At 34.6% G+C, this 16,405-nt stretch carries 17 protein-coding genes and 1 pseudogene; 6 read left to right on the top strand and 12 right to left on the bottom strand.

What is annotated here, in order from left to right:
* Positions 1-591: 591 nt before the first annotated feature.
* The 9 genes from AN161_RS03915 to AN161_RS03875 form a co-directional block, all read right to left on the bottom strand.
* Positions 592-807, bottom strand: a complete 216-nt coding sequence (locus tag AN161_RS03915) for a hypothetical protein (RefSeq protein WP_143114596.1) — start codon at positions 805-807, stop codon at positions 592-594.
* Positions 808-1,145: 338 nt separating this feature from the next.
* A complete protein-coding gene (locus AN161_RS03910) occupies positions 1,146-2,849 on the bottom strand; it encodes an EAL domain-containing protein (RefSeq protein WP_053593073.1) in 1,704 nt (567 codons plus the stop codon).
* Positions 2,850-3,231: 382 nt separating this feature from the next.
* Positions 3,232-3,402, bottom strand: a complete 171-nt coding sequence (locus tag AN161_RS03905) for a hypothetical protein (protein WP_053593072.1) — start codon at positions 3,400-3,402, stop codon at positions 3,232-3,234.
* A 1-nt stretch (position 3,403) separates the two neighbouring features.
* Positions 3,404-3,556 (bottom strand): hypothetical protein, encoded by a 153-nt coding sequence (locus AN161_RS03900; protein WP_053593071.1) that lies wholly within the window; start codon positions 3,554-3,556, stop codon positions 3,404-3,406.
* 199 nt (positions 3,557-3,755) lie between these two features.
* Entirely contained in the window at positions 3,756-3,905 is a 150-nt protein-coding gene (locus AN161_RS03895; protein WP_053593070.1) for a hypothetical protein, read from the bottom strand.
* Between the two features lie 197 nt (positions 3,906-4,102).
* On the bottom strand, positions 4,103-4,321 hold the full coding sequence (locus AN161_RS03890) for a hypothetical protein (RefSeq protein ID WP_053593069.1): 219 nt from the start codon (positions 4,319-4,321) through the stop codon (positions 4,103-4,105).
* Between the two features lie 191 nt (positions 4,322-4,512).
* Positions 4,513-5,043, bottom strand: a complete 531-nt coding sequence (locus tag AN161_RS03885; RefSeq protein ID WP_053593068.1) for a DinB family protein — start codon at positions 5,041-5,043, stop codon at positions 4,513-4,515.
* A 117-nt stretch (positions 5,044-5,160) separates the two neighbouring features.
* Positions 5,161-6,123, bottom strand: a complete 963-nt coding sequence (locus AN161_RS03880) for a tyrosine recombinase XerC (RefSeq protein ID WP_053593067.1) — start codon at positions 6,121-6,123, stop codon at positions 5,161-5,163.
* 402 nt (positions 6,124-6,525) lie between these two features.
* Positions 6,526-6,939 (bottom strand): hypothetical protein, encoded by a 414-nt coding sequence (locus AN161_RS03875; protein ID WP_053593066.1) that lies wholly within the window; start codon positions 6,937-6,939, stop codon positions 6,526-6,528.
* 174 nt (positions 6,940-7,113) lie between these two features.
* On the opposite strand from AN161_RS03875, the gene AN161_RS03870 reads away from it, so the two are divergent.
* The 3 genes from AN161_RS03870 to AN161_RS03860 all read left to right on the top strand — a co-directional run bounded on the left by AN161_RS03870 (position 7,114) and on the right by AN161_RS03860 (position 10,439).
* A complete protein-coding gene (locus AN161_RS03870; protein ID WP_053593065.1) occupies positions 7,114-8,604 on the top strand; it encodes a circularly permuted type 2 ATP-grasp protein in 1,491 nt (496 codons plus the stop codon).
* Positions 8,558-9,523: an alpha-E domain-containing protein gene (locus AN161_RS03865; protein WP_075807170.1), complete on the top strand. Its 966-nt coding sequence runs from the start codon at positions 8,558-8,560 to the stop codon at positions 9,521-9,523. Before AN161_RS03870 ends, AN161_RS03865 begins: the two co-directional genes overlap by 47 nt.
* 61 nt (positions 9,524-9,584) lie before the next feature.
* Entirely contained in the window at positions 9,585-10,439 is an 855-nt protein-coding gene (locus tag AN161_RS03860; RefSeq protein ID WP_053593064.1) for a transglutaminase family protein, read from the top strand.
* Between the two features lie 149 nt (positions 10,440-10,588).
* Here the strand turns inward: AN161_RS03860 and AN161_RS03855 are convergent, their stop codons facing one another.
* Together AN161_RS03855 and AN161_RS03850 are read right to left on the bottom strand one after the other, a co-directional pair.
* Entirely contained in the window at positions 10,589-11,137 is a 549-nt protein-coding gene (locus tag AN161_RS03855; RefSeq protein ID WP_053593063.1) for a GNAT family protein, read from the bottom strand.
* A gap of 456 nt (positions 11,138-11,593) precedes the next feature.
* Positions 11,594-12,079 (bottom strand): annotated as a pseudogene (locus AN161_RS03850) (DUF4158 domain-containing protein); the annotation flags it as partial.
* A 123-nt stretch (positions 12,080-12,202) separates the two neighbouring features.
* On the opposite strand from AN161_RS03850, the gene AN161_RS03845 reads away from it, so the two are divergent.
* The 3 genes from AN161_RS03845 (at position 12,203) to AN161_RS03835 (ending at position 14,512) form a co-directional block, all read left to right on the top strand.
* Positions 12,203-12,778, top strand: a complete 576-nt coding sequence (locus tag AN161_RS03845; protein WP_053593061.1) for a recombinase family protein — start codon at positions 12,203-12,205, stop codon at positions 12,776-12,778.
* Positions 12,779-12,841: 63 nt separating this feature from the next.
* Positions 12,842-13,804 (top strand): WYL domain-containing protein, encoded by a 963-nt coding sequence (locus tag AN161_RS03840; protein WP_053593060.1) that lies wholly within the window; start codon positions 12,842-12,844, stop codon positions 13,802-13,804.
* 75 nt (positions 13,805-13,879) lie between these two features.
* Positions 13,880-14,512 (top strand): type 1 glutamine amidotransferase family protein, encoded by a 633-nt coding sequence (locus tag AN161_RS03835; RefSeq protein WP_053593059.1) that lies wholly within the window; start codon positions 13,880-13,882, stop codon positions 14,510-14,512.
* Between the two features lie 447 nt (positions 14,513-14,959).
* On the opposite strand, the gene AN161_RS03830 is transcribed toward AN161_RS03835, so the two are convergent.
* Positions 14,960-16,132 (bottom strand): PD-(D/E)XK nuclease family protein, encoded by a 1,173-nt coding sequence (locus AN161_RS03830; protein WP_053593058.1) that lies wholly within the window; start codon positions 16,130-16,132, stop codon positions 14,960-14,962.
* Positions 16,133-16,405: the final 273 nt, after the last annotated feature.

Here is a 16,405-nt window from a genome sequence, read left to right as displayed (position 1 = left end):
AAAACGTTTTAATAGGAGATCCTTTTGCCATGTATCTATAAGTAACTTGAGTTCTATAATAAAACAATCTTTCTTCCCTTTCGTCATTACCCGTCACTCCTTTCTTTTTTTGATTATTTACAATATACAATATAAACATATGTTCTATAAAGAAAAAGTACTTCATTCCTCCCACCTCTGAAGAAGTGGGCTTCTTGAAGCTCACTTCTGTGAGAAATCAACAGAATATTTGGTTATTAGCAAATTTTATCGGTCAGCTACCTCTACAACTCAATCCCCCAACCATCGCATAAAACATGATAAAAACCACCTTCTTTCTCGATTTGAAGGTGGCTTCCTGCGTTTAGTTTTTTGTGTAAAAGTAAACGACAATGCAATTACAGAAACTATAAGAGATGCGAGATCTAAGTCCCAACCAGCCTCAAACATAATTCTACAAGTAGGGGTGAGCAGTTTAGTCGACGGGATCAATGTCCCACGCCTCCGTAAGTTCTACCCTGGCTACTGATCGATTAAATTAAAAAAGCTCAACCAGAAAGTTCTGGCTGAACTATATATAATACAAAGCCTCCGTTTGACTGACGAAGGTTATTAAGTATCACCTAAGTATTCTGCAAAGTGTAAAAATCCAAATTTCCTCACCAAAAAGTTTCTTAATTCGCCCTGAGTAGCTTTTTCTATTGGAGGATTTGTTAGGGTGTAAGCTTTGGCATTTAATTCAGCAAATTTATCTTTATCTTCAATAATTCCTGAAGAAATTGCGGCTTTTGGATAACCCATAAAAAATATATGTGTTCTTAATGCCATAATTAGTGTTGAATGCAACAGTATAATTACAACAAAGAAACAATAATTATTACTTTTTTCTTCAAGTCACCGCTCCCCCAATTGACGTTAATAATCTATAAAACATTTTAGCGTAAATTTTCCATTTATCTTCAAAAATTAGTTCGCGTAAAAAACTACTTGGGTGGGCGTTTCCATTGTTCTGTTAGATTTATAGGCGAAACAAAAATTATAATAGGTTCGAAGGATTGAGCACCTAATGGAGATTGGACTGGCTATGTGTACTGGGTTTGTCATAAAGTAACCGTAAACACTTAGAGGATCTCGTCCTAAACTAAAGACAAGATCCCCCATTTTAACTACATGTTACTATCAACTATTAGCTTCGTAAAGTCCTCTACCGATAACGGCTTACTGAAATAATAGCCCTGTACGTACTCGCAGCCATGTTCACGCAGCACGTTTAATTCGGCTTCTTCCTCTACACCTTCAGCTACTACTTGCAGATTTAAGGCATGTGCTAAAGAGATCATAGCTGAAATCATAGCAATGCCTGATTTTTCAGGCACAATATCACGAACAAATGCACGATCTATTTTTAAAACATCTACCGGGAATGTCTTTAAGTAATTCAGCGATGAATAACCAGTTCCAAAATCATCTAATGAAATCGTAATACCAAGTGCTCTTAATTGTTTGATTGTATTAATTAAGTCTTCCGTATAATCTAGCATACTCATTTCTGTAATTTCAATTTCTAAGAAGTGCGGATCTATGTTTGTTTCTGCAATAACTTCATGTATCATGTCAACAAAGCCTGTTGTACTAATATGAATCGGAGAAATGTTCACGGCCACTCGTAAGTTTAAATTATGTACCTGATTCCAAGCCCTTACCTGTGCAGATGCTTTTCTTAACACCCATACACCGATATCATTAATGAGCCCACATTCCTCAGCAAATGGAATAAAATGATCCGGTGGCATATAACCTAGATCAGGGTCATGCCAGCGAAGTAAGGCCTCCATACCAATCACTTTATTCGTTTTTAAATTGATTTTGGGTTGATAATGTAATTCCAAAACATCTTTTTTTAACGCTTGATGTAATTTTGTTTCAAGTAATAGCCATTTATCATTGACTTCCTCCATATTTGGACGATATAAGCGATACTGATTACCGCGTGTAGATTTCGCAGCATACATAGCGATATCTGCATTTTTCAATAATTCCTCAACAGAGTTTGCATGATCTGGGAAAATACTAATTCCAATACTAATACTTGCGTAAAATTCAAACGTATCGACAATAAAACTCTTATTAAAGACGCTGATTATTTCCTCGGCTTTTTCCTCAATTCGGTCAACATCGTTTAGTATAATAACAAATTCATCACTGTTATGGCGGTAGATGGAATTGGATGTATAATCAACGTTCCGTAGACGATTCGCCATTTCCACTAAGAACATATCCCCGATGATATGACCAAGTCCATCGTTAATGTTTTTAAAACGATTTACATCAATGAATAATAACGCAAACTTTTCTCCTGTACGTCGAGATTGATGGAATTCATTTTCTAAACGTTGTTCTAACTTACGACGATTTGGTAGCCCCGTTAATTCATCGTGATAAGCAATATGGGTTATCTTTTTTATATCCTTTTGGGCGGTAATATCAACTCGTATAGCAATATATTGATACGGTTTGCCATTGTCATCAAGAAAAGGAATAACCGTTGTCTTCACCCAGTAAAGACTACCATCCTTCGCGCGATTACAGACCTCGCCATTCCACATATCACCCTTGCCTATAGTTTTCCACATCTCTCTAAAGAAAGATTTTGGATGGAATCCTGAATTGAGTAAACGGTGATCCTGTCCCAATAATTCCTCACGAGTATATTTAGAAATTTTGCAAAAATGATCATTAACAAACGTGATTCTACCAGTTCGATCTGTAATTGCTACAATGATGGAACTATTCATTGCAGAAAAGATATCTTGTAATTCTTTCAGACTGTAGTTAACTTGATTGATACTACTAGGCGTGATATTCATCATTTTCATTCTCCGTTCATTAAAATAAGAAGGGTTTGGTACTTTTGCTTTATATTAAAGCGAGGTGAAAAGTTGTGGGATGTCGCCCTTTTTTATGTAATTATATTATAGTCTTAGAAAAGCAGTTAATTCAACCCAAATGTCAAAACCTTCAAATCTATATTTGGTAATTTTCGATAAAATGGACAAAAAATAAGGTCTTTTAACTTACTTAAAAAGACAGTTTCTAAAGATTTTAATTACCTTAGTTCTATTCTATATGTTATGTTATGTTTAGCCTATTTAGCTTTAGAATTTATGATTTCACTGTAATTTTACGGTTATTATATGATATATCGCCAAAAATGCCTTACTGTCACATACAGGCAGTAAGGCATTTTATAAGCTAAGAGACTTCATATTCTATTTGACCTCCCAATGTTTTGGCTCGTTCATTGTAAGCATTTAGTTGCTCCTGAGATAAGTTTAAAATATAGTAGTGAAAATTTATTGGCTCTAAATCATGTTTCTCACATACTTGTCGATAAAATTCATAGCCTTCTCGATAATCTGTCATCCTAATAACTTCCTTTCAATTGCGCTGCTTCGTTATAATGTTCTAATTGTTCTTGTGATAATTGATTGACATAATAATAGAAATTAATGGGTTCTAAATCAAATTGTTCACACTTTTTCAAGTAAAATTCATAACCGGATTTATAATGTGCCATATGCATTCCTCTTTTCTTGTTATATAACAGATTTATTATTTGTTAATAATATATAACAGATGGTTTGCTATGTCAATAAATTATCTGATATTTCTATTAAATATACGAAAAGCCCAGTCCATTTAAATTAGTATGGCTGGGCTTATCATAAAATATTCACATTGGCTTCCGTAATAACCACATCCTTTAACAGTACCTTTTAAACTCCTAATTGTTTGGCTTGCATGTTATAAGTTGAAAGTTGCTGCGGTGATAACTGTAATACATAATAGCGGAATGAAATTGGCTCCAAACCATAGCGGTCACACATCTCACAATAAAATTCATAACCATCACGATACTTTGTCATTAAAATTCCTCCTAGAACAAAACTGTTTTATAACAGTTGTTGTTATTTTTTATTAATATATAACAGATGATTCATTTCGTCAAGCTTTACAATTAAAAATATCCTTGAAGCATTAATATAATGACATAACAAAAACCATTGTTTTGAAAAAGATTGATCAAAACAATGGCTCTCGTTCATTTCGAATAGTAAAAACATTAAGGAAGTAACTCTACCTTTACCTTTAGTTTTATATCTACTGATTGCTCTTCATCTTGTACACGGTAAGTTATGAAATAAGCTCCTTTGGGAAATCCTTTAAATACCTTTTCAAAACTTTCGTTACCCTTTAAAACACTATTTACAATTTTTGTTTCTTTATCTATATTTTGAATTTTGTAATAAAAACTTTTTGTTCCAGTATTTGATACGGACACTTTAAATGGAAAGCCTCCCTCATAAGTAAAATATGATTTACTTATGAGGGAGACGATACCTCTTCATTAATCTCAACAGGGTGCGAAGATCCTATTGATTCATCGTCTTTCTTCGTATTGCTGATATCTACGACAACAGGTTTATTGTCTTTCTCCAATGTCGTGCTTTGCTTTTTTTCCATTCTTTGTATTTAGTCTCCAGGAAGTTCATTAGTGCTCAACTTTGATGAATCTTTGATTTCTTTTATTTGTCCAATATGTCGTTGTTCATGAAAATGAATTTGTTCTACCCATTGATCAAGAGGTAATTCACCAATAGCAGGATGCTTCACGGATTTTTCCACTAATATGGATGGATCTTCGATTGTATCAAGGAAAGTTGTTAATTTTTTTCTTGAATCGTCTAGCAACTCAATGATTTGCTGAACTGTAAAAAAGTCTTCAGCTGGTTCAACAATTTTTGGTGCTGTAATTTTCTTTGTTCTATCTACAATAAGTTGAACATTTTTTCGTTCCGTTTGTTTATTATCTACTTGTTTTAATCCCCATGCAATCGCTTTAACTGAAGATTCCTCCACTAAAACTAAGTGATGGCAAACCTGTGCTATACTCCAACTGTTTGTATCAGGCTTAGCGTTGAATTGAGTATCACTTAATGATTTAATCTCCTCTACTAAGTTATTTCTTGTTTCGCATAGATGGTCGTTTATTAATTGATTCATAAGCTACTCCCCTTACCAAACGATTTTTGATTCCTATTCTGTATATGCTCTATACAATGTAAAGTATTCTATAGATGAAGTAAATTTCCTCTATAATTTTGAAAATCGTCGTAAAAATTATCTTGCTCGAACAATATTGAATGGATTATTTTCGAGTACATGCTGCAGCTCTTCATCTTCAATATGTGTATAGATTTGTGTCGTTGCAACACTTGAGTGACCCAGAATATGCTGAAGACTTCGAATATCTGCCCCAGATTTATACATCATTGTTGCAGATGTATGTCGTAATTTATGTGGCGTCAGTCGTTCTTTTTGGAGTCCAGATTGTTGATTAATTTGTTTAACGATTTTTGCAACGGTTTGACGTGTAAAGCGTGTTCCCTTTTGTGAGACAAAAAGAGGCTCCTCTCCCTCGCCTTTATATGTTGTCTTTCCACTATTTTCATAGTCTGCAAGTGCCTGCATACAGCTATCATTCAAGTAAACTGTCCGTTCCTTATTGCCTTTACCTACGACCGTTAAGTAGCGCCCTTGTATAGATGATCTATTTATCTGACAAAGCTCTGTTACACGAATCCCTAAATTTAAGAAAAACATCATCATACAATAATTTCTTGGTGAAGCACGATTTGGCTGGATGCCATCGATAAATTGTGTGGCTTCTTCAATATTCATATAGATAGGTTTTTTTCGTCCTATTTTTGGTGTTTCTAATTCATCAGCCGGATTTTCCTCAATAAGCCGGCGTTTCCCTTTAAGGTATTTAAAAAATGATTTCAACGTTGCAACCTTACGTGCTCTCGCAGATGCAGAATTTCCGCGCTGCATCTCGCAATACTCCATAAATAAATATAGATCCTCCAGTGTCATTTCACGAATTTCTTGTATTGTAATGGTAGAAATATCTATTTTCGTTATATCTGAACTATCAAGATCATTCTGAATGGCTATGTAGAAACGGAAGAATAATGTCAAATCATATTCGTATTCTTTTCTTGTGCGATGAGACTTCCCTTTAATCGTCGTTAAATAGACAAGGAAGTCTCTCATTATTTTAGGAAGCTTGGTTTTTTCCATAAAATCACCTCTATTTGCTCTATTTTACCATAAAAAACGTTCCCAAATATAAATTTGGGAACTTTATGGTGAAATAAAAGATCTTTTTTTACTTAACGGAACGCATGTTCTTTTTTTGATAACAAAAAAAGATGATTCTCTTTTAGAAAGAAAAATCACCTTTTTTAAAGTTTTTTTTGGAAATTTCACTTTTTAGGCATAAAGCGCAAAAAAAATGAATATTTAAATCTAGTGGACTAAATGAACTATGTGCTGTGAGACGATTTGAAAAATGGAAAGGTGGGTAACTATACATGTCGATTCTTCTCACAACGCGCGTGGAATTATTTGGCTTTTGTCATTTTGGGCGCATTGTTTACCCGTGAGAAAGCGAAGCGTCAATTAAGCTAGGACAAAATCCGTTTACGAGATAAAGATACTATACGTCCCATCTACTTGTTTTGCTAGAGACCAATTTGTTGATAGCATATGATGAAGCTTCTCGATTGTTTCCTCATTACAAGTTAAATGTTGGATGCCTGTTTCTAATAATTGATAATCCTTACCTTCTGCTAATTGGAAACGAAGATACAGTAAACGTTGAATGCCTGGCAAAGTTACATATTTGATACGGTAGTTACCATGCAGAGCGTCCAAAAATAATTGTTCCCCTTCTTGATAAAGTGCCATTGTTTCGGAAAATTCATAGTTTGGTACTTTTTCCTGCCAAACTGATAAATCCCCTGTTTGCAATGTGCGCACAATCTCCTCATTAGTAAAATCTAATTTCGAAAGCTTGTCTAGCTCATAAGCTTGCATTAAATTAATGATTGTCATTTTATTAGCTCCTTTTATATGTATTTATCTTCATTCCTCTTATAGTAATGAGGTGAATGCGAATGTGGTTCCTTTTCAATTGGTACCCATTTACTTCAATTACGCCAAGGCGAAATTGATTCATATTTAGTGTAACACGTTTTCTCTACTACTTAAATTCGGAGGGCGATCCATATGATGAAGTTTTACGAATCTGGTTTGTTTTTTGATGAAATGTTAGATGGCAATCAACCGAAGCCTCATTATCGGTCTTTCCACCATAAGCTCAATGCTTTCACAAAGGATCAATTAGCGGAAAAATATCAGCAAGCACAATCTAGATTCCTTAAACAAGGCATTACATTTACCGTATATGGAGCACAAGGTGGAACAGAACGGACAATGCCCTTTGATTTTATTCCTATTATTATTCCACATGAACAGTGGCAAGAAATTGAAGCTGGGATGAAGCAACGTGTGAAAGCCTTAAATTGCTTTCTACATGATGTCTACCATGAACAATCTATTTTTGAGGATGGGCTTATTCCGAAGCAGCTCATTGAAAACAATCCGTATTTTTATAAAGAAATGCTTGGTGTAAAAGTACCTATTGATAATCATATTTTTTTAGCTGGTATCGATTTAATTCGTGATGAAAATGGTGTTTACTACGTGTTAGAAGATAATTTACGCAATCCTTCAGGTATTTCCTATGTTTTTCAAAATCGATCTGTGATGAAGGAAGTGTATCCTGAATTTTTCTCTAAACATTCGATCCAGTCACTCGACAAACAAATGACCTTTATGAAGAAGGCACTCCTTGCTCATCGGCCACCTTGTATGGAGCCAGATAGAGAACCTAAAGCTGTCCTCTTAACAGCTGGCATGTATAATTCAGCCTATTACGATCATGTTTTTTTAGCACAACAGCTCAATATTCAACTTGTCGAAGGGCATGATGTAGTTGTCCAAGACGATAAAGTGTATATGAAAACAATCTATGGTTTAGAGCAAATTGATATTATTTATCGTCGAATTGATGATGATTTCCTAGATCCTGTTGTTTTTCGTAAAGATTCTTTACTCGGAGTTCCTCATATTATCGATGCTTATAAAGCTGGAAATATTGCTATTTTAAATGCAGTTGGTAACGGTGTTGCTGATGATAAAGCGATGTATGCCTATGTACCGGATATGATCCGCTACTATTTGAAAGAGGAGCCTATTTTACGTAATGTGAAGACTTATCATCTAGCTGATGATTGGCAGCTAGATTGGGTTCTTGAACATATGAGCGAGCTTGTCATTAAAAATGTTAGTGCCTCTGGTGGCTATGATATGCTAATTGGTCCGCATGCGAGTGATGAAGAAATCGCTATTTATAAGGAAAAAATTATGGAAAACCCGCATCAATACATTGCACAGCCAACGATTAGTCTGTCTAGAGCACCAGCTTTCCAGGATGGGAGATTCTATCCCTGTCATGTCGATTTGCGTGTATATGTGATGAAGGGTGAGGATATTTATGTGCTTCCTGGTGGTTTATCGCGTGTAGCATTAAAAGAAGGATCTTTAGTCGTGAATTCTTCACAGGGTGGAGGAGCAAAAGATACGTGGATATTAAAGGAGGAATTGCAGTATGCTAAGTCGAGTAGCCGATGCACTATACTGGATGGCACGATATAGTGAACGATCACAATCGAATGCACATATATTACAAGTACAGCTGTTGAATATGTTGGAGCAATCTGGCAAAGAAAATGAATACATCGATCATTGGGAAGCGGTGTTGAATATATGCGCCTCGAAGGAAGAGTACTTGACCTTATATGAGTCGATTCGAGTTAATCCACTTATTGAATATCTACTCTTTTCTACTAATAATGGGAACGCCCTTCATGCTACTTTACGTGCCGTTAGAGAAAATGCGCGTGTAACTCGAGATAGCATCCCCATTGAGCTTTGGGAATTGCAAAACGCCTTTTATTTATCCTTACAGCAAGACATATTGGAACGTGAAAGACCCATTCCACTTATCGTTCTTAACTCTTTTTTACAAAACGTTCGTAAAACTTCTTTGACGGTTACCGGACTTATCGAAGGCTCGATGGATCGAGATGTACCCTTTTATTTCATGCAAGTTGGGAAATGGTTAGAGCGTACAGAAAAAACGATTCGTATGGCTTTAATTATACTGGAGCAACATAAAGAAATAGCCATCTCCTTAGTAGAAGCGGACGGTTCGTTTTTACTCGATTTATCAGAGGCGACGGAGTCTTATTTACAAAAGCATCGCCAAACCAACTTACAGTGTGTACTTCAATATTTATTACAGGATAAGCATTTCCCACGTTCGGTAATGTTTTGCTTACAAAAATTAGAAGAAGCATTTATTTGTTTAGAAAACGATCCTCTTTCAGCAAAATTTTTAGAGCTTCATGCCCCATTAAAAAGTTTATTATTTGCCATATTGAATGTAGATGTATGGAATAGTACATTAGAAGAAACGATTTTATTAATGGAGGAAAGATTGTGTCAATGTATTGATTTTGGCAATACATTTTCAACAATTTATCATTTATATGAACCCAGCGTACAACCTTGAAAGGAATCAACGACAGCTCCCTTTCAACAAGCAAGTCAGTAATTCAAAGGAAGCGGACACAATGAAATTTGAAATTCAACATACTAATATTTTTCAATATGAGTCTGAAGTCGATCAAAGCTTAAATACAATCCGCTTAAAGCCAAGAGGCGATGAGCGTCAGCGCTTATTATCCTATCGCATTGCCATTACACCTTCATCTTTAACGCGTGAGCATACAGATATATGGGGCAATACGGTTGGCACTTTTTATATACCAGAGCAGCATCAAGAACTAGAAATTCAAACGACCTCTATTGTCAGCATTCAACGTGCACCATTTATTCATCGTATTCAATATTCACCAGAGATGCAGACCATCTTTCACTCGCAATTGTTTTATGAGCATTATTTACCCTATTTAAAGTTTACACAATTTACGTATATGACAGACAATCAGTTAGAGGAAGTGTATCATGCCATTGGTCATGCTGAAAATCCTGTACTATTTTCATTAAATTTAATGCAATATTTATACTCGACTTTTGAATATGATCCGGGTGCAACCGACGTAACGACAACGGCAAGTGAAGCCTTCGCCCTTAAGCGAGGTGTTTGTCAGGATTTCACACATGTCATGCTTGCGGTGCTAAGAGCTAAAGGAATTCCAGCGCGCTATGTGAGCGGTTATTTATACGTCGACGAAAACTCTGCCTTGATCGGTGATATTGCAACCCATGCTTGGGTAGAAGTTATGATACCAGGAATCGGCTGGATTGGTCTCGATCCAACTAATAATGTAGAAGTATTAGAACATCACATTATTTTATGCATTGGCCGTGACTATTCTGATATAAGCCCGGTTGAAGGTGTTTATTCCGGTGGAAAGCATGATTTAACAGTTAAAGTGAGTGTCAAAGCATTGAATCATTTGTAATAAAACGTGCAATGGTTTAAATTAAACCCCTGATTTTTCTACGCTATGTAGAAGAATCAGGGGGGTTATTATGATCTATTGTTTTTTAAAATTTTTCTTCTTAAGAGAATGTATACCAGAAACATCATCGTTCTTGTCTACTTATAAACTTACTTTGCGTTTATAAAGTAAACTAGATGATCAGTCCATTTGTCGTTCTCGTATATGAATCCTTTCCTCGTGCATTCATAAACCATTCCAACACTTTCTGCTAACTTTATAGATGCTATATTATCAAGGTTTATGTGAGCTTCTATTCGATGATAGTTTAATTTTTCAAACGCTAGATCAATGGCTGCTTTTACAGCCTCTTGCCCATAACCTTTTCTCCAAAAGTGGTTATGAATTGTATATCCGAACCTTGCCCATTGAAATTCTTCCCTCATAATTGTCGAAAAGTCTATAAATCCAATATGAGTATGATCTTCTTTTCTAAACACTCCAAATACATAGACCTTGTCATCCTCAGCCATCTGATGATGTTTAGTAACTAAATCACGAAACCATTCTTGCGTACAGATGCTCATATCTAATTTACCTTCATCGTATTTATGTTGAGAAGGTAAACGATTTTCATATTGGATAAGCCAAGAAGAATAATCTCCTTCTTCAAGAAATCGAATAACTAATCTTTCAGTTTCCGTTCTAATTTTATTCAATCGAACACCTCATCTAGAAATATATCTATTCTTATATAGAATATTCGATAGTAGAAAATAATCTCCTTCTTATTAAACTAGTATTTTCTAAATCAAGTAGCAGAGCTTTATTGAAGGAAGTGTACTTAAATGAGGTTAAATTATACGTTAAAATTCAGGCGCTAACTTCCACAAGAAATATGTCCTTTTTATATAGAATAATTAATTGTCCCTTTCATATATTCAGGTAGAGTTAATGTCCCCTCCTTAAAGTCTTTTAGGGGTACCGTCAGGAAAATGCGGATTTACAACGCTAAGCCCATTTTCAAGCCGATTCCTCCATTTTTAACAACGTTAAGAAAGTTTCAATGGTCTTAAAGAATCTAACGAGACCATTTTTTCTGAATTAAAATGGTATTCTCCAAGTAAATTAATATGTTTCCAACCTAGAGGTGACATATGGTGCAATAATTCTTCAATAGCAGGCAATATGATTTTGTCTTTTCTTAGAAAATCAATGCATTCATGAAGTAGATGAATAGCATCACCATTTTCAAGAGCTAATTGATGAAGATGCTTAAATGTCATTCGATATTCTTTTAGAGTAAAAGTTACAAAGTCGTATTCATTACGAATTTCTTTTAAATGATTCCAAAGTGTATTTTCTCTTTGGGGATAAAGACTAAGCGAAAAAGGAGTGGCACCGATTTGTTTCGATATATAATGTATGACTGAATCTGGGATACTTTTGATATAAGTGTATGGCCAACCGGGATACCGAAGAACGGCTAATTGAATGGCGAATCCTAAACGGTTTTCTTCTCTCCTCCGCTTATTTATAATTTCTAAATCCCGTTTCGATAAAGTATAGTAGGTTGCTAGTACCCACTCATCTTCAGGAATTTGCATAAGAGCCTGTCTCTGTTCTGATGTAAGCAATTCCCTACCTCTCGCAATTTTCATTAAGTATCATCCCATTTCTGTAATTTTTCAATTTATTAGTCTATTGATACAAGTGTAAGAGACTGATAAAATTCATATGTTAAGAGCGTCTCATAAGACTTGTCTCAAAAATGAGGTGATATTTTGCGAAAAATCGGTTATTTACGTGTCAGTTCAACTAGCCAGAATCCTTCAAGGCAATTTCAGCAACTGAACGAAATCGGAATGGATATTATTTTTGAAGAAAAAGTTTCCGGAGCAACAAAAGATCGTGAGCAACTTCAAAGAATGTTAGAGGATATACAAGAAGATGACATCATTTATGTTACAGACTTAACTCGGATTACTCGTAGTACACAAGATTTATTTGAATTAATCGATAACATACGGAGTAAAAAGGCAAATTTAAAATCCTTAAAAGATACATGGCTAGATTTATCAGAAGATAATCCCTACAGCCAATTCTTAATTACGGTTATGGCGGGTGTACACCAATTAGAACGTGATCTTATCTGTATGCGGCAGCGTGAAGAGATTGAACTGGCTAAGAAAGAAGGAAAGTTTAAAGGTCGGTTAAAGAAGTACCATAAAAATCATGTAGGAATAAATTATGCAGTAAAGCTTTATAAAGAGGGAGATATGACTGTAAATCAAATTTGTGAAATTACAAATGTGTCTAGGGCCTCATTATATAGAAAGCTATCGGAAAGGAACAGTTAATGAGTTATACCAAAAATCGGAAATATATAATAGAAAATAAATTTCATATAGAGGTGGAATTATATGCCTAAAATTGACAATATGTTAGCAATTCTATGGATGCTTCGTTCAGGTGAAAAAATTACTGCAAAACAAATTTCAGAAAAGTTAGAGATGAATATAAGGACTGTGTATCGTTATATTGATACAATTTCAACAAGTGGCGTACCTATAATTTCAGAACCAGGACATAACGGTGGATACACTTTATTGAACAATTTTATTGAGGCTCCTCTATTTTTTGATTTTGAGGAGCAAACTTCACTTTATCATGCTGCTGTTTTTGCAGAAGAAGCTGGATATTATGGTGGTGAAGCACTAAATAGGGCTATTTCAAAGCTAAGCAAATATTCAAATCAAGAGCAGGAAACAAAGATAAACCAACATTTGAGAAGTCTTGAAGTAATAAGTCGATTAAGTTCCCTCTCTATGGAACCTTTCTTGAAGGAGTTGGAGCAGACCGTAGCTGACGGGTACTCAGTAAAAATTCTTTACCATAAAAATGGCGAAGATCAATCAAAGTATAGATTGGTTGATCCGTACAGAATTATTTATTGGAATAATAAGTGGTATGTGATTGGATTTTGTCATCTTAGGAATGATATCCGTAGTTTTAGAGTAGATCGAATTGAAAGTCTAATGCTAACCGAAAATAAGTTTAACCGGCCAGAAAATTTTTCAGCACGTGACTTTTTTATAAAAAATCTTCTTCCAACTATAGAAGATAAGGAAGGGATTATTTCTTTGGTTATTAATGGGGATAAAAGTGTATTGGCTGATATTTGCCAACATTGGTTTTTAGGACATTATTTACAAGAACGGACTTCAAATCAAGCAGTTTTTCTTCTTGAAAAAGATATGATACATACATATGTACCTTATTTACTTTTACCGTACAATAAATCTATTAAAGTTATTGAGCCAATAAGTCTTAAGAAAAGACTTATTGAAGTTCTGTCGGAATTAATAAAATTTCATCAAGTATGATAACTTCCCTGACGTTAACTGTCAGGGAAGTTATATTATAATAGGCTATATCAATTGTGATTGGAGTGTTATTGTATGCAAACAAAAAAAGTTTATCTTTATGTATTTAATACAATGTCAGACTGGGAATATGGATATTTAATTGCTGAACTAAACTCAGGAAGATATTTCAAAAAGGATTTAGCACCTTTAAAAGTAATTACAGTGGGAGCTAATAAAGGAATTATTACTACCATGGGAGGACTGAGTATAAAACCAGATATTTCCCTTGATGAATGTACTCTTGAGAGTAAAGATCTTTTAATTTTACCAGGAGGGACTACTTGGAGAGAAGATATTCATCAACCTATCTTGGAAAGAATTGGCCAAGCTTTAAAGATTGGCACTATTGTTGCTGCAATTTGTGGTGCAACTGAGGCCCTTGCGAATATGGGATACTTAGATACTAGAAAGCATACAAGTAATAACTTAGAATATACTAAAATGGTATGTCCTAACTATAAAGGAGAAAAGTTCTATGAGTTGGGATCTGCGGTATCTGATGCGAATTTAGTTACTGCATCAGGAATAGCTCCTCTGGAATTTGCAATGGAGGTACTAAAAAAAATAGATGTATTTACACCAGATGCATTACATTCATGGTATAACCTAAATAAGACTCATAAACCTGAATACTTCTTCCAGTTAATGAATTCAATAAATAGCTGAGCTAAAAAATCAACTTAGCAGTTTTATATTAGTTCAAATAAAAATAATGAAGTAACTGAAAAGCTCACTTTCTCTATTTTGTTTTGCAGAGAAGTTGGGCTTTTTAATTTAGAATTTCCATATCGTTGTAAATCCGCATTTTCCTGACGCTACCCCTTTACAAGTGAACCATTTAGTTATGTCCCAGCCTCAGCTAATGATTAAAAACATATGCGCTTGCCAAGAACATACAATTAAAATCTCACTTACTTATGATATGGTTTTCCGTGACTGTACTAAATGCGAAAAAAATGCAGACAACCTTGTGATTAACTACATTACTCACTTTATTACACACGCCAACCAGATTCTTTCGCAACTGAAAACTGTAGTTATTTAAGAGGTAAAAACAGCATTAGGGTTTCTATCCTAATGTTGTTTTTTACCTATCAAAATTAATTAGTTCACTTAAATATTGACAAACATCCCATTGCTCTCTATCAGCGGTGTTTCAACCTCAACACCAAGCTTTTTTAATAGCTTAGCAATGGTTAGCATAGCACTTTCAGAATTGATTTTCGCTTCTAGGGAATAGATTTCACCTGTTAAAATAGACTGGTACTCACGAATGGTAGTAAATTTTCTTCTATTCAAATGGACTGGTTGCATCGCTATTGCATACCGTTTTCCACGATCACCGCTCCCAAGAATAATACCTTCATCAACGAGTTGTCTTAATGGGAGACCTTGTTCCTCAATCCATCGTAATGTCTTATTCCAAAGTTCCGGAACATTTTCGCCATTTATGACCATTTCATTTCCTCCATGCGTAATGATAATGGTTAGCTCGTCCCATCTTTTATGGATAGTTCTTTGGAATGGCGAGGAGAAATTCCATAATTCATCTACATCATTTTCTTCATCTAGGATCCATCGAATCGTTCTAAACACATCACTATATGTTTCTGTTACGACCATCTTTACATAGTCTCTTTCGTTACTGTCGTCTTCGTTGGATATTTTCGTAATTGCTTTTATAACATCTTCAAATCGGTCGTATATAGAGCGAACCAAAATTCTTTCTTCTATAGTAGCTAGTTTTTCACGTTTATTTTTATATGGCATCCGTAACGCGTCTACATTCTGTTGAATAATTGATTTGGCATATATATTTAAGTCCGGATTATCCAAACAAGGCATTAGAACGATGTCTACTAGTTGCTGATAATCAATTCCAATCCATCTAGAACTCCCGAAAGTCGCTTCATTCGATTCTTTCATTTGGCTTTTCGGGACTAACCCAACAAGTAGAAACTTATCATCTTTAAAAGTCTCCTCAAATTTTCGTAAGTATTTATCGCATTGATTTACGTCTACTCTTGCATTTACCTTTTGTTCTACAGCGAGGATTAATTTTTGTTCATTAGTTTTCTCTTTTTCATCAACGATATTTACTTTGAAAAAGACATCAAGCCTTCCTTTTTCATCATTTTTCTCCGATTCTTCCTCTCCTTCATATATATCTAGTTTATTTATATCCTTTTCTGCGATTACCTCAGGACTACGGAATTGATTTACATTTAGCATAGCAATATCGGTAATATCATCAATATTTTCATCAGCCGACTCTGCTACGATCATTAAAAATCTTTGAAAAGGTCGCCCCCCCTTACTTTAAGTACAAATATTCATTATCTATTTAAGATAGATGTTAATTTCTCAACCAAAATAAAATACCACCGTCATCTGCATTTGCTAAATCTATAATTTCTATACCATTACTAGATACGACAAGTAATAAATCGAATTATTTAAATTGTTATTGATAATGATTTGTACACCTTAAATAACAATCCAATAGAGTGAATGAATCAATTATGCCAAGGTATAATTGATTGGGTTTTAATATAATAT

Origin of the sequence: Lysinibacillus sp. FJAT-14222 (assembly GCF_001278875.1) — a bacterium.
GTDB lineage: Bacteria > Bacillota > Bacilli > Bacillales_A > Planococcaceae > Lysinibacillus > Lysinibacillus agricola.
This window is presented reverse-complemented; position numbering and strand designations above follow the sequence as displayed.